This window comes from Campylobacter sp. CNRCH_2016_0050h (assembly GCF_025772605.1).
Lineage (GTDB): Bacteria > Campylobacterota > Campylobacteria > Campylobacterales > Campylobacteraceae > Campylobacter_D > Campylobacter_D lari_D.
Window position 1 is genome coordinate 73,108 of sequence record NZ_JAKMSK010000002.1, and the last position, 21,887, is coordinate 94,994.

Below are 21,887 nucleotides of genomic sequence, written 5' to 3' on the forward strand. Positions count from 1 at the left end.
TAGCTAAAATTAGTCTTATATTTTAATTTAAGCTCACAAGGTTAGTGAGTGTTAAGGGTAGAAATGACAAAAGATATAATTGCATATGCAAATAATGAAACTTTGGTAGATACTCAAAGTTTTAACAATGATACAAATTTAACTCCGATTTATTTTGATAACTCTAAAGAAAGTTTAGAAGTTATCCGCCACTCTTGTGCACATTTAATGGCTCAAGCGATTAAAAGTTTATATCCAGAGGCTAAATTTTTCGTAGGACCTGTGATAGAAGATGGGTTTTATTATGATTTTAGAGTTGATAGTAAGATTTCAGAAGAAGACTTAAGCAAAATCGAAAAGAAAATGAAAGAACTAGCAGAGGCAAAGCTAGACATCATAAAATATGAACTCTCAAAGACTGAGGTTAAAGAAAAATTTGCTGATGATGATTTAAAACAAGAAGTTTTACTAAGAATTCCTGATGGAAAAGTAAGTATTTATAAGCAAGGCGAATTTGAAGATTTATGCCGTGGACCTCATGCACCAAATACTAGATATTTAAGATTTTTCAAACTTACTCGTGTAGCGGGAGCGTATTTAGGTGGTGATGAAAAAAGAGAAATGCTCACAAGAATTTATGGTACTGCCTTTGTAGATAAAGAAAGTTTAAATGAATACTTAAAAATCATTGAAGAAGCTAAAAGAAGAGATCATAGAAAACTTGGTAATGAAATGAAGCTTTTTGCTTTTGATGATGAAATAGGCGGTGGGCTTCCTATATGGCTTAGCAATGGTGCAAAATTAAGAAGCAAATTGGAGCATTTGCTATATAAAGCACATAGATTAAGAGGCTATGAGCCTGTGCGTGGGCCTGAACTTTTAAAAGCTGATGCGTGGAAAATTAGTGGGCATTATGCAAACTATAAAGAAAATATGTATTTTACGCAAATTGATGAGCAAGAATACGGCATTAAGCCGATGAATTGTGTAGGACATATTAAAATTTATCAAAGTGATGTTAGAAGTTATCGCGATTTACCTTTGAAATTTTTTGAATACGGCGTGGTGCACCGCCATGAAAAAAGTGGAGTTTTACACGGGCTTTTTAGGGTAAGAGAATTCACTCAAGATGATGCGCATATTTTTTGTATGCCAAGTCAGATAAAAGAACAAGTTTTAGAAATTTTAAGCTTTGTTGATACTTTGATGAAGGCTTTTGAGTTTGATTATGAAATGGAAATTTCAACACGCCCAGCAAAAGCAATAGGTGATGATGAAATTTGGGACATAGCTACAAAGGCTTTAAAAGAAGCTTTAGATGAACAAGGTTTAAAATATGGCATTGATGAGGGCGGTGGAGCTTTCTATGGTCCAAAAATCGATATTAAAATCACTGATGCGCTAAAAAGAAAATGGCAGTGTGGAACTATACAAGTAGATTTTAACTTGCCAAGCCGTTTTAAACTCGAATACACAGACGCAGATAATGAGAAAAAACAACCTGTAATGCTTCACCGTGCTATTTTAGGTTCTTTTGAAAGATTTATAGGAATTTTAGTAGAGCATTGTGCGGGTGAGTTGCCATTTTTCATAGCACCAACTCAAGTAGCTATAGTGCCTATTTCGCAAAATCATCATGAGTATGCAAAAGAAATAGCAAGAAAACTTTTAGAACTTGGCATTGATAGTGAAGTGTATAATAAAAATGAAAGCTTAAATAAAAAAATCCGCACAGCCGAAAAAGCACATGTGCCTATGATACTTGTTTTAGGCGATGAAGAAGTAGCAAACAAAAGTGTGGCTTTAAGAGATAGAAGAGCAAAAGAACAAAAAACAATGACTTTAGATGAATTTATAACCCTAACAAAGGAGAAATTAAGTGAGGTACGCTTTTGAGTAAAGAAAAAGAAGTATTGCTAAATGAAGAAATTCAAGCAGATGAGATCAGATGTATAGGTGATGATGGCAAGGTTTATGGCATTATTAGTAGTGATGAAGCACTAGATATAGCAAATAGACTAGGGCTTGATTTGGTAATGATAGCCCCTGAAGCCAAACCACCTGTATGTAAGATAATGGATTATGGAAAATTTCGTTATCAACAAGAAAAGAAACAAAAAGAAGCAAAGAAAAAACAAAAAGTTATTGATATAAAAGAAATCAAACTTTCTGTGAAAATTGCTCAAAATGACATTAATTATAAAGTCAAACATGCAAGCGAGTTTTTAGAGCAAGGCAAGCATGTGAAATTTAGAGTGTTTTTAAAAGGTCGTGAGATGGGCTCTCCTGAAGCAGGGGTAGCTTTGCTTGAAAAAATTTGGCAAATGGTTGAAGATATAGCAGATAGAGACAAAGAGCCTTTACTCGAAGGACGCTATGTAAATATGCTAGTAACTCCTAAAAAGAAAAAATAATCACAAGCCTTTTTAAGGCTTGTATTTTAAACTTATGCTAGAAGAAAATCCGCAATTTTTAAAAGAACAAATCATAACTTATCTTGGCAATAAAAGATCCTTGCTCGAGTTTTTAAATCAAGGCTTTAAATTCGCACAAAATGAGCTTAAAAAAGACAAATTTAGTTTTTGTGATGTATTTAGTGGCTCTGGGGTAGTTTCGCGTTTTGTGAAGCCTTATGCGAGTTTTATCATGGCAAATGATTTGGAAGATTATTCTAAAATCATCAATGAGTGTTATTTAAGCAATCAAAACGCGAAATTTTTACAAGAATTACAAAAACATTATGCTTTTTTAACTTCTGATTTAAAACTCAAAAAAGGCTTTATAAGCAAGCTTTATGCGCCAAATGATGATGAGTATATCCAAAAGAATGAAAGAGTTTTCTACACACTTAAAAACGCTATGTATTTAGACTCTATGCGAGAAAAAATTTCAAGCCTGCCGAAAGAAATTCAAAAATACTTCATCGCACCTCTTATCTACGAAGCAAGCGTGCATGCAAATACAAGCGGGGTTTTTAAAGGCTTTTATAAAGATAAAAATGGAGTAGGAAAATTTGGAGGAAATGGAGCAAATGCGCTTAGTCGTATAAAGGGTGATATAGCTTTAAAAATGCCTATTTTTTCAAATTTTACTTGTGAGTATGAGGTTTTTCAAAAAGATGCAAATATTTTAGCTAAAGAGCTTGATAGCTTTGATGTGGCGTATTTAGACCCACCTTATAATCAACATCCTTATGGATCAAATTATTTTATGTTAAATTTAATCGCTAATTATAAAAAGCCAAAGGAAATCTCAAAGGTTTCTGGTATACCAAAAGACTGGAATCGCAGTGCTTTTAACAAAGAAAAAAAAGCCGAAGATGCTTTGTTTGATTTGATAAATGATTTAAAAGCCAAGATTATATTGCTTTCTTATAATTGTGAGGGTTTTGTAAAAAAAGAAAATTTCACAAAAAGACTTCAAAGTCTTGGAGAATGCTTTGTGCTTGAGCAAAAGTATAATGCCTTTAGAGCTAGTAGAAACCTTTCTAAACGCTCTATGCATATACAAGAACAACTCTATATATTAAAAAAACGCTAATCTTGCATGTATGTATTTAACTGCTTAAAAAGCTTTTCTTTTAAAGCAATAGGCTTGTTTATTTTAATATATGGTATCCAATATCTTATTAAATTTAAAAGCTCATCATCATAGGTATAAAATGCCTTGATGTAAATAAAATTCTCATCCTCATCTATAAATTCGTATTTAGTAAGGGCATTTTTTCTTAAGAAATATTCTTTGGCTTTTTTATCAAGCTTTAAAATAGCTTCTTTGTTTTCTTTGCTAATCCAATTACTTTGATCTTTTTGAATTTGTTTTAAAAACTCTTCTTTTGGGGTAAAAATTTCTTTCTTTTTCACTCTTAGTTGTGTGATTTTAGAAAAAGTAAAGGTTTTTAAAGTATCGTTTTCATCTGCTAAAAGATACCATATGTGGTCAATATTGATGAGTTTGTATGGATTAGCTTTTCTGTGTTTTTCTTTGTAGTAAAAGTTAATGGAGTGTTTTGCTATGATAGCTGCGCTTAGTTCTTCAAAAATTTCTCTATCAAGTGTTTCATAGCTTTGGGTTTTGACTAAAAAGGCTTTATTGATTTTTTCATTAAGCAAGTCGTTTAAAAACTCTTTATCTAAACTAGGATAAAGTCTACCTATACCGCTTAAAATAGCAAAATTTTGTATATCTTTAAAGCTCAATTTTACTAAAACATAGCCTTCTAAAAAGTATTTTCCATTTTCTTTTTTTATAGGGATAAAAGCAAGGCGTTTATGTAAGTCTCTTTGTATAGTGCGAATGCTGACATTAAATTCTTGTGCAAGTTCTTCTAAGCTAAAACGCTCACCATTATTTAAACACTGCAGTATAGAAACTAAACGCGTAGAAAGCTTGTCTTTTTCCATATACAACCTTTTTTTGTTTATTTTAGCAAATCTTTGATGTTTTGTTTGATTGTTTTTGGATCATTTTCATAGGTAGTTAAAAGCTCTTGAATAAGCTTTAAAAAATCATTAAAATCATCAGGATTTTCTTTTTTAAATTTAAGTACTCTATCTAGGATGATAAAAGCGGCTTCTGTTTTGTCATTTTCTTTTTCATAAAACTCTTTTAGCTCTAAAGCAAACTTAGTGTAAGTATAAGCTTGCTTTGGCTTTGAGATGATATCAAAGATGTTTGATTTATAGCTAAAAAGCAATGAAATGGGGTAGTTTGTTTAGCATGGTTTATTGTTCAATATATCCACAATCTCTACATTTTCTTTTTCCATTAATAGATGCATCTTTATTTGTAAAAGGAATTTGTACCCAAGAATGCTGTATATCACCCAAACGCTCTTTTCCACATTGAGAGCATTTTTCTATTATCTGACATCTTTCATTTTTTCTTACTTTTTCAAATTTGTGATATGCTCCAAATTCTCTGTACTGACAATAAATACATTCTTCATAACCTCTGCAAGAGTACGGATCTGTTATAACTCTTTCTGCAAAGTTGTGATTGTATTTACTGATATATTCATTACAGTCGGGGCATGTTTTTGAAAGATAGCATCGAGGTTTTCCTTCTTCATTGCTGTAAGTTCCTCCGTGCCACCCAATTCCACATTTTGCACTAATTGCTATAGATTTTAAAGTATCTAAGAATCCCATTTTATTCCTTTTATATTTTTAAATTTTCATTGCTAAACATAAAATCATCAAATTCTTTTCGTGTTTTAAATAAATCATCAATACCAAATTTTTCTGCAAGGTTTATAATAGATTGATTTGCTTGTGTATAGTTACTGTTATTTAAGGCGGTTTGTAATTCTTGAAAACTCATATTGTTAGTATTTTTTAAATCACGCATATAATCATCTATGAAAATTTCCAAAGATTCTTGGTTTTCTATCATTTTAGGCATGATTTTATCAAAAACTATTTCAACTTCTTCTCTTCTTGCTTTAGCCAAATTTGCCTTAGCAAAAATTGCAACAAAGCTATTTATTGTTATTTCAACAGTTTTAGAAAATAAAACTACAGCTAATGAACAAATAAAAATGGATATTCCTATGGATAAAATTTGAGATAATTGACTTCCACCTAATGCTTAACAAAGTTGTTCTTCTAAGGCAATTGCAAATATAGTCATAATAGCGAAAACAAAGATTTTAATATCACTTTTATAAGTTCGTCAAAACTTTTAATTTTACTAGTTATATAAGCATATATTGCATTCCATATAGATTTTAAACCACTTCTTAAATTTTTCCACAAAGCTTTTAAGTGCCCACCAATTCTTTTAAAATATTGCGAAGCAATTCCAACAATAACATCTATAATACCATAGTTAGCTCCTCTTATAAAAGCATCTTTCCCGTTTTCAATTACTCTTGATAATAAACGCTTAAATCTTACATCAAAATCCTCATGTTCTTTTTTTATAAATTCGCTTTTAAGTTCAGTTATAACACCGCTTGCAAATGTACTAAGAACAACAACACCAGCATCGCTAGCTCCAGTTTGAAAAACATTTATAGTAGCTTGTTTTGCTTGAATAATATATACTTCTTTTAAGGCCTGATATTTGTCTGTGTGGTTTTTAGAATTAGTTTCTTTTGTGTAGCCAGCTTTTTCTCTCTCGTTACCTTGAGTAAGAAAAGAAAATTTGCTTTTATATTCTTGAAGTTTTTTTTCTAAAGTTGATTTTTTTTCTTCAGGGGCTTTTTTTATGTTATTTTCTAATTTTTCTATTTCTTTTTGCGCCCTTTCGTAAGTTTCTTTATCAGTTTTATATAGTCTAAATTTCCATTTTTAATCGCTTCAAAATATCTATTATATTCTTTTCCAAATATACTATCATTAACAGCTTTTAATTGTTCTGTTTTAGCTATTTCGCCTTTTTCGTTTAAAGTTACGGTATCTACTATAGTATGATTTGTTTTGGTTAAGTTGTCTAGATTGACATTGTTTGTCAAATTTTTAATTTCTTCATCGCTATAATTTGCCAAAATTGTCTCTTTTTTGTATAGATCAATATTTTCCCCTTTGAAGACTTTGCTTATTTCGGCAAGCTCATCTGTTGTGAAGCTTCTATTTTTATTTTTATTATATGCGTTGCTGATATTTTCTTTACCAACTTCTAGTGTTTCATACAATTGACCAAAACCATTTGGGTTATTGCCATGCTGTTGCGTAGCTTTTTGCATATTTGTTGTAAGTTTTGTACTTTCCATATAGGCTTCATATGAGCTAGTGTTAAATATATTAAGATCTAATCTTGCTAAACTTTGGGTCCCTAGTTCTTCTAGTAATTCATCAAACAATGATACAGTATTCATGATATCTTCCTTATTTTAAAAGCGGAAATTCCGCTTTTAAATAGTTTGTATTTCTTTATTTAAATTTTGTGCTATTTGGACAGCTTTTTTAAATTCTTTATTTACTATGCCATCTTCAGTTAGTACATTTACCTTACAAATACCACTAATTGCTTTTACTAAATTTACAATAAATTGAGTATATGTTTTTTCACCATCAGTAAATTTAGAACAATCATTTTCTCTTATAATCATTAATTTAAAAGTTTGTAATTCTTTAATTAAAATTCCATCTAAATTTTGTATAGCTATAAGAGATTCATTTATAATAGAACCGATTGCTGTTGTTGCAATTCTTGCAGTATCCATTTCACTTGCTACTGCTTTTGCTTTATGTAGGTTACTTTTTGCTTCGTCCAAAGCTTGCTCTCCAACTTTAGAATATAAAAATCCTCCAACTGCTAAAACAGGCGCAGCTACTATACCACCTAAAACAGCCATTCCACCAGCCATTCCAAATCCACCTGCAGCTAAGCTACCTCCTCCAAGCCATGCTAAAGTAGCATTAGTAGCCGCTGCGCCACTCAGTGTAGAAATTAAAGTTCCGGTAGAAGCGCTTGCAAGTAATCCAACACTACCATAAGCTCCAATACCAGCTAAAGCCCTAGCACCAAGAGATGCTATCCCATCTGCTGTTAATTTTGTAAAGTCAATTACACTTTCTTTGGTAAATTCTATAAATTCATTAATATTAAATTTTAAATCATCTTTAGAAAAATCATCGCTTTCTACATTTTTAAGTTTAGAAAAAATATCAATAAACTCTTTAAAAGAATTTTGATGAATATGCAACTTTGCATGCCCTAAATTTTCCAAAGCTTGTTCAGCATTTTTTCTAGCTACGTCTAAATTTTCTTTTGCATAATTAAAAATAGCTTTAGAATTATTATCTAACCTTCTGCTGCACACTTATCTTGATAACCATCGTATGCTTTTTTAGCACCAAATACACCTGTTGCTAAAGCTATTCCGCCTAAAATAAATGGAACTGCCATTTTAAATCTCCTTTGTTATTAAATTTATTTTGTATTTTTTATCTAGCTTCAATTTATCTTGCAATAAATTACATATTTTTATATTTTCGTTATAAAAATCCTTTTTACTCATAGTGTCTTTAAAATATTTATTGTAAAAATCTTCCACTCTGCATACTAAGGGTCTTTCGTTGTAAATTTTACAAGAGTTATCTTCTTGTAAATTAATGCAAACACCATTTATACTAAAGTGTTTCAACTCTTCAATGCCATTAATATTTTTACAACATGTTCCACATGAAGTGCAAGGAAAATTATGTTTTAATATTATTTAACCCTCCTTATTATTTTTTATGTCAATTATATCAATATCCCCCCCCCCGTATTGTCAAGGTTTTTAGTATTGTTTACTTTTAATTATCCTTGCAAGTACTACTACGCCTGCTAAAATTAGCACATAAGAAACTGCTACATTTATAATTCCGTATTTTTCTATTAAAAATAAACTTGGTAATATAACGCACCACACTACAAACAAAAATAAAGCCCAAAAAGTACCACAAACTATAGCCCATATAGCAGTAGCTATCATAACTATAATACCAATTACTATTGCCATTTGACTCCTTTATTGGATTTTATAAAATTAATAAAATCATATTAAATCCTTGTGACAGGTTGTGTCATAAAAATTTAATTTTTCTAAAGCATAGTTATAGTAAAATGATAGCTTTCTTTTATGAAAAAATTTATCCAAAGGATACACATGCCAAAAATGAAAAGCGTTAAAAGTGCTGTTAAACGCTTCAAAGTAGGTAAAAATAAAATTAAAAGAGGTGCTGCTTATAGAAGCCACATTTTGACTAAAAAACCTGCTAAAAGAATGCGTGATCTTCGCACTTCTAAGTATGTTCACTCAACCAATGTTAAAGCGGTTGAAAAAATGTTAGGAATTTAAGCTCGCTTAAATTTAGTTTTTGACGAAAGTCATTCAAACTCCCCTTATTTTAAAGGGCAAGATTCGTTTAACGAACGCCAATTTGTGAAAGGATAAATATGGCAAGAGTAAAAACAGGTGTTGTAAGACGCCGCAGACATAAAAAAGTTTTAAAACTTGCGCGTGGTTTTTATAGTGGTCGCCGCAAACACTTTAGAAAAGCTAAAGAACAATTAGAAAGAAGTTTGGTTTATGCGTATCGTGATAGACGCCGCAAAAAACGCGATTTCCGTCGTCTTTGGATAGTACGTATCAATGCAGCTTGCAGACTAAATGATATTAGTTATTCAAGATTTATAAATGGTCTTAAAAAAGCAGGTATTGAGCTTGATAGAAAAATCTTAGCTGATTTAGCGATGAATGACGCAGCTGCTTTTGCTAAAATCGCAGATGCTGCTAAAAAAGCACTTTAATCTTACTGCAAGGCTTTTTATAAGCCTTGTTTTTCTTTCTACTCTCTTTTTAAATTCTCTTTTTGCAAAAGATATTTTGCTTTTTAAAGTTTATGATGAAAAAGCATTTAAAGATGTAAATTTAAGTCACTATCTCATGAGTGAAAAACTCGATGGCGTAAGAGGTCTTTGGAATGGTAAGTCTATGCAAACAAGAGCAGGAAATACTATAAAACTTCCTTCATTTTTCACAAAAAATTTTCCTAAATTTGAATTAGATGGAGAACTTTGGATAAAAAGAGCTTCTTTTGAAGAAATTTCATCTTTAATACGCCAAGAAAATCCTGATGAAAAACTTTGGCAAAAAGTAAGTTATAATGTCTTTGATGTGCCAAATGCTTGTGAGGAATTTAAACTTGATCTTTGTACTTTAGAAGCAAGATTAGAAGTTTTGAAAAAGTATTTAGCTAAAAATCCAAATGATTATATAAAAATTATTCCACAAGTTTCCATTAAAGATAAAAATCATTTAAAGCAATTTTACCAAGATATCATTTTGCATAAGGGCGAGGGTATAATCATAAGATTAAACAATGCACCTTATGAAAAGAAAAGATCAAATAATGCTTTTAAACTAAAACCTTTTGATGATACAGAATGTGTTGTAAAAAAGCATTTTGAAGGTAAGGGAAAATTTGAAGGTAAAATGGGATCTTTACTTTGTGAAGCAGTGATTGAGGGTAAAAAAGTGAGTTTTAAAATAGGTCAGGTTTTAAAGAAAGCGATCGCTTAAATCCTCCGCCAATTGGTGCTATAATTACTTTTAAATACAATGGTTTAACCAAAAATGGCAAACCAAAATTTGCTAGTTTTTTAAGAGTACATGAAAATAGCATTTTAAGGTAAAAGTAAATTTTAACTTTTCTTTAAAAAAGCACTAAAACAAAGATAAAGCACAAAAGCTATACAAGCACTTGCTATAATACAAGCTCCGCTTGCAAGGTTATAATAAAAACTCACAAAAAGCCCTATCACGCAAAAACTTATGCTCAAAAGCGTAGAGATGATCATCATTTGACCAAGCTTTTTAGAAAAGCTCTCAGCGATAAATGCAGGTATGCTAAGTAAAGCTATCACAAGTATAAATCCTACTACTTTGATACTTATAACGATACAAAAAGCCATCATCGCGATTAAAAGATAGTGAAAAAGATTAGTTTTAACCCCTCTTAAGCTTGCAAATTCTTTATCAAAGCTTAGAATTTCAAATTGACGATAAAAAAGCAACACTAAAATGATAAAAATCACATCAATCACTGCAAATAAAACTATATCTTGTGTAGGTACAGACAAAATACTACCAAATAAATACCCCATTAAATCACCATTATAACCAGGAGTTAAGTCTATGAGTATGATACCAACAGCCATTCCAAAAGCCCATATAACCCCGACTATATTGTCACTTCTAAAAGGATATTTTTGTACTAAAAATGCTACAAGTAAAGCTAAAAAAAGAGTAAATAAACTCGTACTAACTAATACTGGCAAGCCAAAATAAAATGCTATGCCTATACCCCCAAAAGCCCCATGCGTAATGCCTCCCGCCATAGAGCTTAAGCGGTTGATCATGATCAAAGTTCCCATAATTCCACAAGCAATGCTAGTTAAAAATGCGGCTAAAAAAGCATTTTGTATAAAAGAGCTAGATAAAAGTTCAAGCATGATTTTCTCCTTTGCAACAACACTGCTCCAAGCTAAGCTCTACATCACAAAAATGTGTGTGATTTCGGCTTAAATGTGCTAGTAAATGTGCCTTTTTTTCAGGCGTATTTTCATGCAAGAATAATTCTTTGTTTAAATATGCGATTTTATTTGCATAAGCTAAGCTTACATTTAAATCATGGCATATTACTATCACGCCAACCCCGCTTTCGTGTAATTTTTTCAAAAGCTCAAAAATCTGCACCGAACCTTTAGTATCTATACTTGCAGTAGGCTCATCAAGGATTAAAAGTTTGCATTCACTTGCTAGAGCTCTTGCTATATAAACCCTTTGTCTTTGACCTCCGCTTAGCTCGTTGATTTTTTTATCCCAAAAATTCCTCATACCTACTTTTTCTAAGGCTAGTAAGGCTTGTTCTTGATCTTTTTTGGTGTAAAAACCAAAGAATTTTTTATCCACCCTTCCCATCATCACTACTTCTAGCACGCGTACTGGAAAGTTTGGATTAGCTAAAGTATTTTGTGGGACATAACCTATATCCTTTAAACTCAAGTTTTCAAAGTTTATATTTTTATGGCTATTTAGTAAGCCTAGTATGAGTTTTAAAAGTGTAGATTTGCCCCCACCATTTGGCCCTACTATGGCTAAAAAGTCTTTACTTTCATAGTTTAGGTTGATATTTTTTAAAACCTCATCTTGGTTATATGAAAAGTTTAAATTTTTAATATTGATTTTTATCATTGTAAAACACTTGCTATATTTTTTGCATCTTTTAAAAGCTCATTTTTATAATCATTTGGCAAATGATCAAGTTCTATGATTTTAAGATTATAATTACTCGCTATAGCTTTAATGGTGTTGTTATTAGCTTCTTTTGGCACGAAAATAGCTTTGATTTGCTCTTTTTGTATGAGTTTTGCAAGTTTGGCTAAGTCCTTTGGCTTAGGTTCTTTTCCTTCTATTTCTACAGGAATTTGGCTTAGATGATATCTTTTTGCAAAATACCCCCAAGATGGATGATAAACTAAAAAATGCTTATTGTTTGTGTTTTTAAATAAAGCTTGTATTTGTAAATTTAATGTATCCATTTCTTTTAAGAAATTTTCTAAATTTTGTTCATAAAATGCTTTATTTTGCGGGTATTGTTCTATAAGTGCCAAAGTGATATTTTTAGCATGAGTTTTTGCTAAAAGTGGATCAAGCCATGTGTGAGGGTCATCTCCATGATGATGGTGTCCTTCGTGAGCATGCTCTTGTAAAGGTATAAAATCAATGCCATTTTGAGTAGAGATGATTTTGGTATTTTTGAGATTATCTTTAAGTTTTAAAATCCAAATTTTTTCAAATTCTAAATTTGCTGTGAAGTAAATATCGCTTTTTTCAAGTTTTAAAATACTACTTGGTTTAAATTCGAAAGTATGTTCATTTGCATTAGGTGGTATGACTATATTGATGTCCAAAGTGTCTTTAGCAATTTGCTTTACAAAATAAGCTTGTGGGGCTATACTAACACTTACCAAATCTTTGGCATATATACTTAAAAATGAAATCAAACACAAAAACAATACACGCATAATTTTCCTTTCTAAAAACAAAAAAATATTATACTATATTAGAAAAAATAAGGAGTGAAGATGAATTTATGGAATAAAAAAGCAAAAAGCTATGCAAGATATAGTTCTAACTTAAACGAAATTCAAAAAGTTACTTTTGCAAAACTTGGGTCTTTACAAGATAAAAGCGTGGTGGATATAGGTTGTGGAAGTGGTGTTTGGACTTTGCATTTAGCACAAAAAACAAAAAGTGTTTTGGGTGTAGATAGCTCTAGTGCTATGCTTGAAATTTTACAAGAAGATGCAAAAACCCATGCCATATCAAATGTAAAAACCCTAAATTTAGACTTTGAAAACTTTTATAAAAACAATAACACAAATTTTGATTTAGCCTTTTTGAGTATGTCTCCTGCTTTGCAAAATGAAAAAGACTATAAAGCTTTTTTAAACTTAGCTTCTAAAAAAGTATATTTAGGCTGGGCGAGTAGGCGCAAAAGTAGCTTTTTAGATCCTATATTTGAGCATTTTAACACGCATTTTAAAGGTTTTTATGAAAGTGATTTGCAAAGTTTTTTAAATGCGCAAAATATTTCTTATGAGAGTGAAATTTTTAATGAAACTAGAGTAGTAAAAAGAGATAAAGATAGTGCGATAGAAAATGCTTTATGGCATTTGAGTATGAATGGCATTAATGCAAATAAACAAGAGTTAGAAAGCTTTGCAAAAGATGAGGTAGAAGAGATTATAGAAGCTAAGATAAAACTTTTGATTATTGATTAAATTTCAAGGCTAAATAACCTTGAAATTTAAAGTTTTTCCCGCCATAAATGGCACTACATCGCCGTATTTTTGCGCTACTTGCCATTCTTGTTTTTCTAAAGTGATGATTTTATCTTTTTCAAATTTAAGATTATGGATTTTACAAGCATTATCTGAAATAAATTTTTGTAAATTTGCTTCATTTGAGTGCTTTTCAAAAAGTTCAGCTAATACAGGTAAAATCACCGGTGCGCTAAATACGCCAGCCGCACACCCGCAGCATTCTTTAGTATGCAAAGGATGAGGTGCGCTATCACTTCCAAGCATAGTCTTTTCATAGCCACTAAAAGCAAGCTCACATAAAGCGTCTTTGTCTTCATAGCGTTTTGCAATAGGCTTGCAAAATAAATGCGGATCCATCTTAGCACCTACTACATCATCAAGGGTTATCATTAAATGATGTAAAGTGATAGTTGCGTATAAATTTTCATAATCTTTTAATAAATCACACAAAACCTTAGTGGTAATATGTTCCATTACAATTTTTAATTTTGGAAAATTTTTAGTTAATTTTTCATAGATTTTAGCAAAATTTGCTTCTCTGTCCATTACAAAATCATTTGTTTCTCCATGTACAAGTAAAGGCAGGCCAAGCTCACTCATAGCATTTAGTGTAGGTTTTAACTTTTCTATATCAAAGCTTGAAATTCCATTATCTGAATTTGTAGTTATGCCTGCAGGATAAAGTTTGATAGCAAAAATTTCATCTTTAGCTTTTTCTAAAAATTGCTCATCATAGTCTTTAAAAAATAAAGTCATCAAAGGCGTAAAATCTTCATTTTTACATGCTTTTAAAATGCGTTCTTTATAAGCTTTTAATGCGTTTATTTCAGTAAGCGGAGTGATTAAATTTGGCATGATAACTCCTGCTTTAAAGTCTTTTGCGCTAAATGGAGCTACAAGTTCAAGCATGCTTTCATCGCGTAAATGTAAATGCATATCCAAAGGGTTTTTAAGTGTCATTTTATCTCCTATTTGAGTTTATATAAGCCGTTTTTGAGCTTTTCAAGCAAAGCTTTCTCTTCTAAAAATTTAAAAGTAGAAATGATGGTTGGTTTGCTGATGTTTAACTTTTTAGAAAGTTCTTCGATATTTGCAAAGACAAAGCCATCTTCATTAGCATGAAGGGCTAAAAATTCTAAAATTTCAAAGCGTTTTTTACCAAAGATTTTTATGCATAGTGTTTTTAGTTTATCATCCATTCTCTAGCCATATTAAAAAGAATAAAACTCCAAGTAATTATAGCCAAAACAACGCTAAAAAACACCCCAGCGCTCGCACAATCTTTTGCTTTTTTAGCTAAGATGTGAAATTCGCTCGTACAAAGATCCACGCAAGCTTCTATAGCAGAATTTAATGCTTCTATAATTAAAATCAAAACTAATACTAAAATAAGCACAAAATGTTCTAAAAAACTCACAGGTAAAAAAAAGCTTACAAAAATCAAAGGTAAGATAATGGCAAATTCTATTCTAAAAGCCATTTCATCTTTAAGCAAGAATTTAATGCCACTAAAGGCATAACTTGCATTTTTAAATAAAGAATACTTTGGCTTCATTAAGGATTTTCCTTTAAATTTTTACTATATAAGTCATAGTTTTCTTCATATTCTTTAGTTTGGACATTAAAATATCCTAATAAACTTGAAAAAATATTATCTTGAGATAATTTATAATCTTTCTTTTTTTGTAATTCTTGGATTAAATTATTATCTTTGCTCCAAAGAATCATAGGAACATGAGTTTGTTCTTTTGGTGCTATGAAATAGGGCATTCCATGAAGGTAAATTCCATTTTCTCCTAAACTTTCTCCATGGTCTGATACATACAACAATGAAGCATTTTGTGAAGGACTTTGCTTTAGTAAGTCAATAAGACTTTTGATGATAAAATCTGTATAAAGTAAAGTATTGTCATAGGTATTAGTTAATTCTTCTTGCGAGCATTGTTGTAATTCATTTGTATCGCAAGTTGGCGTAAATTTTTTAAACTCATTTGGATAGCGCTTAAAATAAGCTGGTCCATGAGAACCTTGCAAATGAACGACTATGATTTTACTTGAAGATGGATTTTGTAATTGTTCTTTTACAAGCTCAAGTAAACTCTCATCATAATCTTTTGAAATCAATTTATGTGCTATACGATCGCAGTTTCCTTTGCAACCTCCAGAATTATTTCCAAGCCAAACACTTTGAACTCCAACTCTTTGTAAAATATCTAAAGCATTTTCTTCATAAAGACTATTGTCAAAAGTAGCTCTTTTGTGTCTTGAAAATATACAAGGTAAACTTCTAGCAGTTGCTGTCCCGCAAGAGCTTACATTGTCAAAATATATTAAATTAGGTTCGTTTTTGGTGTAAAAATTAGTATCATTTTTGGTATAACTACCCAAAGAATAGTTATTTGCTCTAGCGGTTTCCCCTATGACTAAAATCATAGTTTTGTTTAAGTCTTTTTCCATTTTCGCATCTAAAGCTATCTTTTGAAGTTCTTTTTCTGGAATAACTTCTAATTTTATATATTTAATTGCTGAATAAATTTGATAAAAAGGAGTGTTATAAACTCTTACTTCATTATAAGTTCTTAAAAATGGTACAATACTTTTTGAAAAAATTCCAAGCAATCCAAAAGCAACAAATAAAGCAACAACTAAAGTGCCAAATTTAATGATTAAATGTTTTTTGATATTGTGATATTCTATTTTAGCTTTTATAACAAAAAATGCTGGAATCACAAAAGTAAAAAATATATAAACAAAAATATTAAAATTAATCAGATCGCGTACTTCTTTTTGATCAGTTTGCATAGCATTTCTAATCATATCATGATCTATAATAACACCATAATTGATCATAAAATAACTACTAATTGAACTCACACCTATTAAAAAAATCATTAAAATCTTGCTAAGATAAGGCAAAAATAATAAAGCGAAAATTCCAACTAATAGTGCAAAATATATAATTATATATAAAATAATGGAAATATCATTATTATGAGGATGTAAATTTTCGTGAATATAAGAAAACAATTTCAGATTGATACTAGTTATATAAAAAGCACTCAAAATAATAAATTTAAGCCACGATATATTAAAAAATTTCATGAAATCCTTTCAAAATTAAAGATTTAATTATAAATAAAAATGGTTAACTTAATATCTTTATGGTATGATTTTGCTTTTTGTAAGTTTAAGGATTAAATTATGAAATTATTATCATGGAATGTAAATGGCCTAAGGGCAATTTGTGATAAAAATGCACTTGATTGGATTGAAAAAGAAGAAATTGATTTTATAGGCTTTCAAGAAATCAAAGCACACGAGGATAAATTTCCAAAAAGAATTTATGAGTATCCTTTTAAACATATGTATTCAAATAGTGCTAAAAGAGCAGGGTATTCAGGTGTAATGAGCTTGTGTAATTTTGATTGTGAGGTAAAAAAATGTGAGTTTTTTGATGATGATGAGGGTAGAGTTTTAGAGCATAGCTTTAAAAATGTAGTTTTGTTTAATATTTACTTTCCAAATGGTCAAAAAGATGAAGAGCGTTTGAATTTTAAAATGAAATTTTATAATGACTTTTTAGTGTATTTAGATAAACTTTTAAAAGAAGGTAAAGAAATTATCATCTGTGGAGATGTTAATACCGCACATCGTGAGATAGACTTAACCCACCCAAAAGCTAATGAAAAAACTTCAGGTTTTCTACCGATTGAGCGTGCTTGGATAGATGATTTATTAAAATTAGGTTTTATAGATACTTTTAGGCATATAAATGGCGATGTTAAAGAAAAGTATTCGTGGTGGAGTTATAGAATGAAAGCAAGAGAAAGAAATGTAGGCTGGAGGATTGATTATTTTTTCATTTCTAATGGCTTAAAAGATAAAATTAAAAATGCTTTTATAAGAGATGATATTTTTGGCTCAGATCATGCTCCTGTAGGGATAGAAATCGATATTTAAGGTATTTTTTAATGCCTTAAATAATTATTAAGTAAAAATTGTTATAATTTCATCTTAAAACTGCAAAATGGCCCATTCGTCTAGCGGTTAGGACATCGCCCTTTCACGGCGGTAACACGAGTTCGAGTCTCGTATGGGTCACCACTTACTATTTTATATCCACTTTTTTTTGATAATCATTGTCATATTTTACAAAAAGTTACATTGTTCGATTTAAATATTTTTTTATTTGTTTTCTCTTATTTAAATTAAGTTTATTTTAAAATACTTATTATTAATATATTGAAAGTTATTATTAATAATTTGTAAATTTTTTACATTGACTTCACACTTGTTTTTTAAAATATACAAAAAGGAGGACAAAATGTATAGACCTAAAAGCAAAAATGAGTTAATGAATTTGGTGTATAATGAAAGAATTTCTCTAAGAGATATTGATGTATCTTTGATTGATGATTTTTCTTATGTATTTTATTATTCTAAAAGATTGGATTTTTTAGGTATTGAACATTGGGATGTATCAAATGCTAAAGATATGTCTTATATGTTTTATTGTTGCGAAAGTTTTAATGCAAATTTGTCACGCTGGAATGTCTCTAAAGTTGAAAATATGGCAAGTATGTTTTTTAACTGCAAAAATTTTAATCAAGATTTATCAAAATGGGATACTCAAAATTTAAAAGATATGTCTTATATGTTTTTTAATTGTGTTAATTTTAATCATTCTTTATTGCATTGGAAAACTTCAAATACTACCAGAATGGCACATTGTTTTGAAAACTGTCATGCGTATGAGCATAGTGTTGTGAATTGGGATGTGCAAAATGTAATTACTATGGCATATCTTTTTCACAATTGCAAAAATTTCCATCATGAGCTAGATGAGTGGAATATCCAAAAGGATTGTAATACTGAAAAAATATTTGGAAATCGTGGTATTGATAAACTTTATGCAGTAAAAGGTATAGAGTTGGAATAAACAAAATTCACACAATTTTTGTGTGAATTTTTCTTTTATCTTTTTAAGTTTTTCATCAAGTTTTTGTACTAAACTTATCTTCATAAAGCGTTATTTTTTAGCTTCTAGAGATTATTTTTTAGGAAAATTTACATGAAAATAAAATTTATTACAAAAAGAGATAAAAGTCAAGTTGCATTTGATATTTTTAAAATTAAAAATGCTATTTTTAGAGCCAATATAAACTCTACTGATAAAAAATTAGAAAATGATGAATTAGGTAAGCTTTGTGATGAGGTTGTAGCTTTGCTTGATGAAAATCATGCACAGGTAGAACAAATTCAAGATAAAGTTGAAGAAGTTTTAATAAAAAATGCTTTAATCAATACTGCAAAATCTTATATATTATACCGCCAAAAAAGAACACAAATCCGCAATGGTAGTTATGATTTGCTAAATTTGTATGATGATTTAACCTTCAAAGATTCTAAAGAAGCTGATTTAAAAAGAGAAAATGCTAATATCAACTCAGATAGTGCTATGGGTATGATGTTAAAATATGGTTCAGAAGGAGCAAAATACTATGTAGATGAGTGTATTTTACCAAAACATATCGCAAATGCACATAAAAATGGCGATATACATATACACGATAAAGACTTTTATATGCTAACACAAACTTGTTGTCAAATAGACTTGTTAAAGCTTTTTGAAAATGGTTTTAGCACTGGACATGGAAGTTTGCGTGAGCCAAATGATATCAGATCTTATGCTTCTTTAGCTTGCATTGCTTTACAGGCTAATCAAAATGAAATGCATGGAGGTCAATCTATACCAAATTTTGATTTTGCTATGGCAAAGGGTGTGGCAAAGACTTTTCAAAAAGAGTATAAAAAGGCTATAAATGCTTTTTTTGAAATAAAATTAGAGCAAAGTTTAGACGAGAGTTGCTTTGATAACACAAAATTTCAAGCTTCAAATGAAAAAGAATGTTTCAAAGAGCTTTTAAAGTTTGACTTAAATAGTGATGAGAATTTTTTAAAACAAGCAAATGCTTATGCTTATAAAAGAGCATTAAAGCAAACCCAAGATGCAACTTTTCAAGCTATGGAAGCTTTGGTGCATAATCTTAATACTATGAACTCAAGAGCAGGAGCTCAAGTGCCTTTTAGCACGCTAAATTATGGCACCGATACTTCTTTTGAAGGGCAAATGGTAATAGAAAATTTACTCAAAGCCACGATGAAAGGCTTAGGAAATAGTGAAACACCAATTTTTCCTGTGCAAATTTTTAAAGTAAAAGAAGGTATTAATTATAATGAAAAAGATCCAAACTACAAGCTTTTTAAACTCGCTATAGAATGTGCTTCTAAAAGACTTTTTCCAAATTTTAGCTTTTTAGATGCAAGCTTTAATGCAAAATACTATAAAAAAAATGATTATAATAGTGAAGTAGCTTATATGGGTTGTAGAACTAGGGTTATGGCAAATGTTTATGATGAGAGCAAAGAAATCACAAGTGGCAGGGGAAATTTAAGCTTTACAAGTATAAACCTTGTGCGTTTAGCCATAGAAGCCAAAGGAAATTTAGAGCTTTTTTACTCACTTTTAAAAGAAAAATTAGAGCTTGTGTATGAGCAATTACTTCATAGATATAAAATTCAAAGTCTAAAAAAGGTTAAAAATTTCCCATTTTTAATGGGCGAGGGAATTTGGATAGATTCAGATTCTTTAAAAGAAAATGATAGCGTAGAAAAAATCATAGCACACGGGACTTTGGCTATAGGTTATATAGGACTTTGTGAGAGTTTAATAGCTTTAGTAGGTTCTCATCATGGACAAAGTCAAGAAGCAAGGGACTTAGGTTTGCAAATCGTGCGTTTTATGCGTGAATTTGTCGATGAAAAAGCACTCAAAGACAAACTGAATTTTTCACTCATAGCTACTCCAGCCGAGGGTTTAAGTGGAAGGTTTTTAAAGCTAGATCAAAAAAAATACGGCATTTTAAAAGGCATAACTGATAAAGAATTTTATACTAATTCTTTTCATATTCCTGTGGATTTTCCTATTAGTATATATGAAAAAATTCAAATCGAAGCCCCATATCATGAGTTAAATAATGGCGGGCATATTACTTATGTAGAATTAAACGGCGATGTGAGTAAGAATTTAGAAAGTTTTGAACGCATTATAAAATGTATGAAAGAAAGCAATATAGGCTATGGCTCGATTAATTTCCCACTAGATAGAGATCCGGTATGTGGTTATAGTGGTGTGATAGATGAGTTTTGTCCAAAGTGTCATAGAAAAGAAGATGATATTAAATTTGAACGCATAAGAAGAATCACAGGCTATTTAGTAGGAACGCTTGATCGTTTTAATGACGCTAAAAAAGCTGAAGTTCATGCAAGAATTAAACACGATTTTTCTTAGATTAGCCGGTGTCATAAAAGAATCCATAGTCGATGGCTATGGTTTGCGTTATGTGATTTTTACTCAAGGCTGCCCTCATCATTGCAAAGGTTGTCATAATCCACAAACACATGATTTTAACAAAGGATATTTGCAAGATTTAGCAAGTTTGTGTGATGATATTTGTAAAAATCCTTTACTCCAAGGTGTTACTTTTAGTGGCGGGGAGCCTTTTATGCAAGCAAAAAATTTAAGTATTCTAGCAAAACACATTAAGGCTTTAGGACTTGATCTTACTATATATACAGGTTTTACTTATGAAGAGCTATTGCAAGAACAAGCTATGAAAGAATTGCTTATCTTGGCTGATGTTTTGATAGATGGGAAGTTTATTTTAGAGCAAAAAGACTTATCTTTAAAATTTAAAGGTAGTAAAAACCAACGCATTATCGATGTAGCAAAAAGCTTAGAACAAGGCAAAGTAATACTTTTTGAAAAATAAAGACTCATTTAGTCTTTTTTAACTTAACTATGTTAGAATGCTATAAAATTTAAAAAAAGGAGAACAATATGTTTGAATTAAGAAAACTACCTTATGAAGCAGACGCTTTTGGAGACTTTTTGAGTGCAGAAACTTTTGCATTTCATCATGGCAAACACCATCAAACTTATGTAAACAACCTAAACAATCTTATCAAAGATACTGAATTTGCAGGAAAAGATTTAGTTTATATCATACAAAACTCAAATGGCGGAATTTTTAACAACGCTGCTCAAGTGTATAATCATGACTTTTATTTTGACTGCATTAAGCCAAAAACATGCTGTGGTTGTGGCTGTTCTTTAAGTGATGAGTTTAAAGCAGCGGTTGAAAAAGACTTTGGTTCTATGGAAAATTTAAAAGAAGAATTCATCAAAGGAGCTACAGGAGTATTTGGTTCTGGTTGGTTTTGGCTAGTTTATAACACTCAAAATCAAAAATTAGAATTAGTAGCTACAAGCAATGCTGCTACACCTATCACTGAAGGTAAAGTTCCACTTTTAGTAGTTGATGTGTGGGAGCATGCTTACTATGTAGATCACCGTAATGCACGCCCTGCGTATTTAGAAAAATTCTACGCACACATTAACTGGGAATTTGTAGTAAAAGCTTATGAATGGGCTATCAAAGAAGGTATGAATTCAATAAGCTTTTATGCAAATGAACTTCATCCGCTAAACTAAAAAATAAAATCTCTTAGAAAGTCTAAGAGAT

Annotated in this window: 26 protein-coding genes, 1 tRNA gene and 1 pseudogene; 13 read left to right on the forward strand and 15 right to left on the reverse strand. The window is 30.4% G+C overall.

Translation table 11 applies throughout. The features are described 5' to 3' along the window. Positions 1-63: 63 nt before the first annotated feature. Genes thrS through L8X28_RS01435 form a run of 3 tightly spaced genes read left to right on the forward strand, consistent with a single transcriptional unit; the run spans position 64 to position 3,519 of the window. The gene (gene thrS / locus L8X28_RS01425; protein ID WP_263665316.1) at positions 64-1,875 is read left to right on the forward strand and encodes a threonine--tRNA ligase; all 1,812 of its coding nucleotides are present in this window, start codon (positions 64-66) and stop codon (positions 1,873-1,875) included. Then, positions 1,872-2,393 carry a translation initiation factor IF-3 gene (gene infC, locus L8X28_RS01430; RefSeq protein WP_039617082.1) on the forward strand — a complete coding sequence of 174 codons (522 nt, stop codon included), beginning with the start codon at positions 1,872-1,874 and terminating at the stop codon, positions 2,391-2,393. The genes thrS and infC overlap by 4 nt, the downstream gene beginning before the upstream one ends. Positions 2,394-2,427: 34 nt before the next feature. Then, on the forward strand, positions 2,428-3,519 hold the full coding sequence (locus tag L8X28_RS01435) for a DNA adenine methylase (protein ID WP_263665317.1): 1,092 nt from the start codon (positions 2,428-2,430) through the stop codon (positions 3,517-3,519). Here the strand turns inward: L8X28_RS01435 and L8X28_RS01440 are convergent. The 8 genes from L8X28_RS01440 to L8X28_RS01475 form a co-directional block, all read right to left on the reverse strand. After that, entirely contained in the window at positions 3,516-4,382 is an 867-nt protein-coding gene (locus L8X28_RS01440) for a helix-turn-helix transcriptional regulator (RefSeq protein ID WP_263665318.1), read from the reverse strand. The two genes, L8X28_RS01435 and L8X28_RS01440, sit on opposite strands and share 4 nt — an antisense overlap. Positions 4,383-4,399: 17 nt before the next feature. Further along, complete coding sequence (locus L8X28_RS01445; protein ID WP_263665319.1) at positions 4,400-4,675, reverse strand: hypothetical protein; 276 nt, start codon at positions 4,673-4,675, stop codon at positions 4,400-4,402. Positions 4,676-4,703: 28 nt separating this feature from the next. Next, positions 4,704-5,129, reverse strand: coding sequence for a hypothetical protein (locus L8X28_RS01450; RefSeq protein WP_263665320.1), 426 nt, complete (start codon positions 5,127-5,129; stop codon positions 4,704-4,706). A gap of 10 nt (positions 5,130-5,139) precedes the next feature. Continuing rightward, complete coding sequence (locus tag L8X28_RS01455) at positions 5,140-5,430, reverse strand: hypothetical protein (protein ID WP_263665321.1); 291 nt, start codon at positions 5,428-5,430, stop codon at positions 5,140-5,142. Positions 5,431-6,208: 778 nt separating this feature from the next. Continuing rightward, positions 6,209-6,799 (reverse strand): hypothetical protein, encoded by a 591-nt coding sequence (locus tag L8X28_RS01460; protein WP_263665322.1) that lies wholly within the window; start codon positions 6,797-6,799, stop codon positions 6,209-6,211. A 36-nt stretch (positions 6,800-6,835) separates the two neighbouring features. Beyond that, positions 6,836-7,747 carry a hypothetical protein gene (locus tag L8X28_RS01465; RefSeq protein ID WP_263665323.1) on the reverse strand — a complete coding sequence of 304 codons (912 nt, stop codon included), beginning with the start codon at positions 7,745-7,747 and terminating at the stop codon, positions 6,836-6,838. Positions 7,748-7,834: 87 nt separating this feature from the next. Next, entirely contained in the window at positions 7,835-8,143 is a 309-nt protein-coding gene (locus L8X28_RS01470) for a YkgJ family cysteine cluster protein (RefSeq protein ID WP_318529624.1), read from the reverse strand. 66 nt (positions 8,144-8,209) lie between these two features. After that, the gene (locus tag L8X28_RS01475) at positions 8,210-8,431 is read right to left on the reverse strand and encodes a hypothetical protein (protein WP_263659198.1); all 222 of its coding nucleotides are present in this window, start codon (positions 8,429-8,431) and stop codon (positions 8,210-8,212) included. Between the two features lie 147 nt (positions 8,432-8,578). Here L8X28_RS01475 and rpmI point away from each other — a divergent pair, with 147 nt between their 5' ends. The 3 genes and pseudogenes from rpmI (at position 8,579) to L8X28_RS01490 (ending at position 10,107) form a co-directional block, all read left to right on the forward strand. Then, the gene (gene rpmI / locus L8X28_RS01480) at positions 8,579-8,770 is read left to right on the forward strand and encodes a 50S ribosomal protein L35 (RefSeq protein ID WP_039617094.1); all 192 of its coding nucleotides are present in this window, start codon (positions 8,579-8,581) and stop codon (positions 8,768-8,770) included. A 98-nt stretch (positions 8,771-8,868) separates the two neighbouring features. After that, the gene (gene rplT / locus L8X28_RS01485) at positions 8,869-9,222 is read left to right on the forward strand and encodes a 50S ribosomal protein L20 (protein ID WP_039617097.1); all 354 of its coding nucleotides are present in this window, start codon (positions 8,869-8,871) and stop codon (positions 9,220-9,222) included. Then, positions 9,200-10,107, forward strand: a pseudogene (locus tag L8X28_RS01490) (DNA ligase). Before rplT ends, L8X28_RS01490 begins: the two are co-directional and overlap by 23 nt. 9 nt (positions 10,108-10,116) lie before the next feature. Here the strand turns inward: L8X28_RS01490 and L8X28_RS01495 are convergent. Genes L8X28_RS01495 through L8X28_RS01505 form a run of 3 tightly spaced genes read right to left on the reverse strand, consistent with a single transcriptional unit; the run spans position 10,117 to position 12,501 of the window. Next, complete coding sequence (locus L8X28_RS01495; RefSeq protein ID WP_263665324.1) at positions 10,117-10,926, reverse strand: metal ABC transporter permease; 810 nt, start codon at positions 10,924-10,926, stop codon at positions 10,117-10,119. Continuing rightward, complete coding sequence (locus L8X28_RS01500; RefSeq protein WP_263665325.1) at positions 10,919-11,668, reverse strand: metal ABC transporter ATP-binding protein; 750 nt, start codon at positions 11,666-11,668, stop codon at positions 10,919-10,921. The genes L8X28_RS01495 and L8X28_RS01500 overlap by 8 nt, the downstream gene beginning before the upstream one ends. Further along, positions 11,665-12,501 (reverse strand): metal ABC transporter solute-binding protein, Zn/Mn family, encoded by an 837-nt coding sequence (locus L8X28_RS01505; RefSeq protein WP_263665326.1) that lies wholly within the window; start codon positions 12,499-12,501, stop codon positions 11,665-11,667. The genes L8X28_RS01500 and L8X28_RS01505 overlap by 4 nt, the downstream gene beginning before the upstream one ends. Positions 12,502-12,561: 60 nt before the next feature. Here L8X28_RS01505 and L8X28_RS01510 point away from each other — a divergent pair, with 60 nt between their 5' ends. Beyond that, the gene (locus L8X28_RS01510) at positions 12,562-13,260 is read left to right on the forward strand and encodes a class I SAM-dependent methyltransferase (protein WP_263665327.1); all 699 of its coding nucleotides are present in this window, start codon (positions 12,562-12,564) and stop codon (positions 13,258-13,260) included. A 9-nt stretch (positions 13,261-13,269) separates the two neighbouring features. On the opposite strand, the gene pyrC is transcribed toward L8X28_RS01510, so the two are convergent. From pyrC to L8X28_RS01530, 4 genes are read right to left on the reverse strand one after another with little or no spacing between them, the layout of a single operon-like run. Then, a complete protein-coding gene (pyrC, locus tag L8X28_RS01515) occupies positions 13,270-14,262 on the reverse strand; it encodes a dihydroorotase (RefSeq protein WP_263665328.1) in 993 nt (330 codons plus the stop codon). Between the two features lie 8 nt (positions 14,263-14,270). Beyond that, on the reverse strand, positions 14,271-14,501 hold the full coding sequence (locus L8X28_RS01520; protein WP_263665329.1) for a helix-turn-helix domain-containing protein: 231 nt from the start codon (positions 14,499-14,501) through the stop codon (positions 14,271-14,273). Then, complete coding sequence (locus L8X28_RS01525; protein ID WP_263665330.1) at positions 14,486-14,857, reverse strand: diacylglycerol kinase; 372 nt, start codon at positions 14,855-14,857, stop codon at positions 14,486-14,488. Before L8X28_RS01525 ends, L8X28_RS01520 begins: the two co-directional genes overlap by 16 nt. After that, the gene (locus L8X28_RS01530) at positions 14,857-16,404 is read right to left on the reverse strand and encodes a phosphoethanolamine transferase (protein ID WP_263665331.1); all 1,548 of its coding nucleotides are present in this window, start codon (positions 16,402-16,404) and stop codon (positions 14,857-14,859) included. The genes L8X28_RS01525 and L8X28_RS01530 overlap by 1 nt, the downstream gene beginning before the upstream one ends. Before the next feature lie 99 nt (positions 16,405-16,503). On the opposite strand from L8X28_RS01530, the gene L8X28_RS01535 reads away from it, so the two are divergent. From L8X28_RS01535 to sodB, 6 genes are all read left to right on the forward strand, one after another. Then, complete coding sequence (locus L8X28_RS01535; protein WP_263665332.1) at positions 16,504-17,262, forward strand: exodeoxyribonuclease III; 759 nt, start codon at positions 16,504-16,506, stop codon at positions 17,260-17,262. Between the two features lie 69 nt (positions 17,263-17,331). Continuing rightward, a tRNA-Glu gene (locus L8X28_RS01540) sits at positions 17,332-17,406 on the forward strand. A gap of 220 nt (positions 17,407-17,626) precedes the next feature. Beyond that, positions 17,627-18,241, forward strand: a complete 615-nt coding sequence (locus tag L8X28_RS01545) for a BspA family leucine-rich repeat surface protein (RefSeq protein ID WP_263665333.1) — start codon at positions 17,627-17,629, stop codon at positions 18,239-18,241. A gap of 132 nt (positions 18,242-18,373) precedes the next feature. Then, on the forward strand, positions 18,374-20,653 hold the full coding sequence (locus L8X28_RS01550) for an anaerobic ribonucleoside triphosphate reductase (protein ID WP_263665334.1): 2,280 nt from the start codon (positions 18,374-18,376) through the stop codon (positions 20,651-20,653). Continuing rightward, the gene (nrdG, locus tag L8X28_RS01555) at positions 20,625-21,134 is read left to right on the forward strand and encodes an anaerobic ribonucleoside-triphosphate reductase activating protein (protein WP_263665335.1); all 510 of its coding nucleotides are present in this window, start codon (positions 20,625-20,627) and stop codon (positions 21,132-21,134) included. The genes L8X28_RS01550 and nrdG overlap by 29 nt, the downstream gene beginning before the upstream one ends. A gap of 68 nt (positions 21,135-21,202) precedes the next feature. Further along, complete coding sequence (gene sodB / locus L8X28_RS01560) at positions 21,203-21,856, forward strand: superoxide dismutase [Fe] (protein ID WP_263665337.1); 654 nt, start codon at positions 21,203-21,205, stop codon at positions 21,854-21,856. The last annotated feature ends 31 nt before the right edge of the window (positions 21,857-21,887 follow it).

Excerpts from the sequence above, each read along its gene's own strand:
- L8X28_RS01450 (WP_263665320.1), bottom strand. The coding sequence starts at position 5,129 with ATGGGATTCTTAGATACTTTAAAATCTATAGCAATTAGTGCAAAATGT.
- L8X28_RS01460 (WP_263665322.1), bottom strand. The coding sequence starts at position 6,799 with ATGAATACTGTATCATTGTTTGATGAATTACTAGAAGAACTAGGGACC.
- L8X28_RS01510 (WP_263665327.1), top strand. The coding sequence starts at position 12,562 with ATGAATTTATGGAATAAAAAAGCAAAAAGCTATGCAAGATATAGTTCT.
- L8X28_RS01545 (WP_263665333.1), top strand. The coding sequence starts at position 17,627 with ATGTATAGACCTAAAAGCAAAAATGAGTTAATGAATTTGGTGTATAAT.
- L8X28_RS01500 (WP_263665325.1), bottom strand. The coding sequence starts at position 11,668 with ATGATAAAAATCAATATTAAAAATTTAAACTTTTCATATAACCAAGAT.
- sodB (WP_263665337.1), top strand. The coding sequence starts at position 21,203 with ATGTTTGAATTAAGAAAACTACCTTATGAAGCAGACGCTTTTGGAGAC.
- nrdG (WP_263665335.1), top strand. The coding sequence starts at position 20,625 with ATGCAAGAATTAAACACGATTTTTCTTAGATTAGCCGGTGTCATAAAA.
- L8X28_RS01495 (WP_263665324.1), bottom strand. The coding sequence starts at position 10,926 with ATGCTTGAACTTTTATCTAGCTCTTTTATACAAAATGCTTTTTTAGCC.
- L8X28_RS01435 (WP_263665317.1), top strand. The coding sequence starts at position 2,428 with ATGCTAGAAGAAAATCCGCAATTTTTAAAAGAACAAATCATAACTTAT.
- L8X28_RS01475 (WP_263659198.1), bottom strand. The coding sequence starts at position 8,431 with ATGGCAATAGTAATTGGTATTATAGTTATGATAGCTACTGCTATATGG.
- L8X28_RS01505 (WP_263665326.1), bottom strand. The coding sequence starts at position 12,501 with ATGCGTGTATTGTTTTTGTGTTTGATTTCATTTTTAAGTATATATGCC.
- L8X28_RS01440 (WP_263665318.1), bottom strand. The coding sequence starts at position 4,382 with ATGGAAAAAGACAAGCTTTCTACGCGTTTAGTTTCTATACTGCAGTGT.
- rplT (WP_039617097.1), top strand. The coding sequence starts at position 8,869 with ATGGCAAGAGTAAAAACAGGTGTTGTAAGACGCCGCAGACATAAAAAA.
- rpmI (WP_039617094.1), top strand. The coding sequence starts at position 8,579 with ATGCCAAAAATGAAAAGCGTTAAAAGTGCTGTTAAACGCTTCAAAGTA.
- L8X28_RS01520 (WP_263665329.1), bottom strand. The coding sequence starts at position 14,501 with ATGGATGATAAACTAAAAACACTATGCATAAAAATCTTTGGTAAAAAA.
- pyrC (WP_263665328.1), bottom strand. The coding sequence starts at position 14,262 with ATGACACTTAAAAACCCTTTGGATATGCATTTACATTTACGCGATGAA.
- L8X28_RS01525 (WP_263665330.1), bottom strand. The coding sequence starts at position 14,857 with ATGAAGCCAAAGTATTCTTTATTTAAAAATGCAAGTTATGCCTTTAGT.
- L8X28_RS01535 (WP_263665332.1), top strand. The coding sequence starts at position 16,504 with ATGAAATTATTATCATGGAATGTAAATGGCCTAAGGGCAATTTGTGAT.
- L8X28_RS01530 (WP_263665331.1), bottom strand. The coding sequence starts at position 16,404 with ATGAAATTTTTTAATATATCGTGGCTTAAATTTATTATTTTGAGTGCT.
- L8X28_RS01550 (WP_263665334.1), top strand. The coding sequence starts at position 18,374 with ATGAAAATAAAATTTATTACAAAAAGAGATAAAAGTCAAGTTGCATTT.
- thrS (WP_263665316.1), top strand. The coding sequence starts at position 64 with ATGACAAAAGATATAATTGCATATGCAAATAATGAAACTTTGGTAGAT.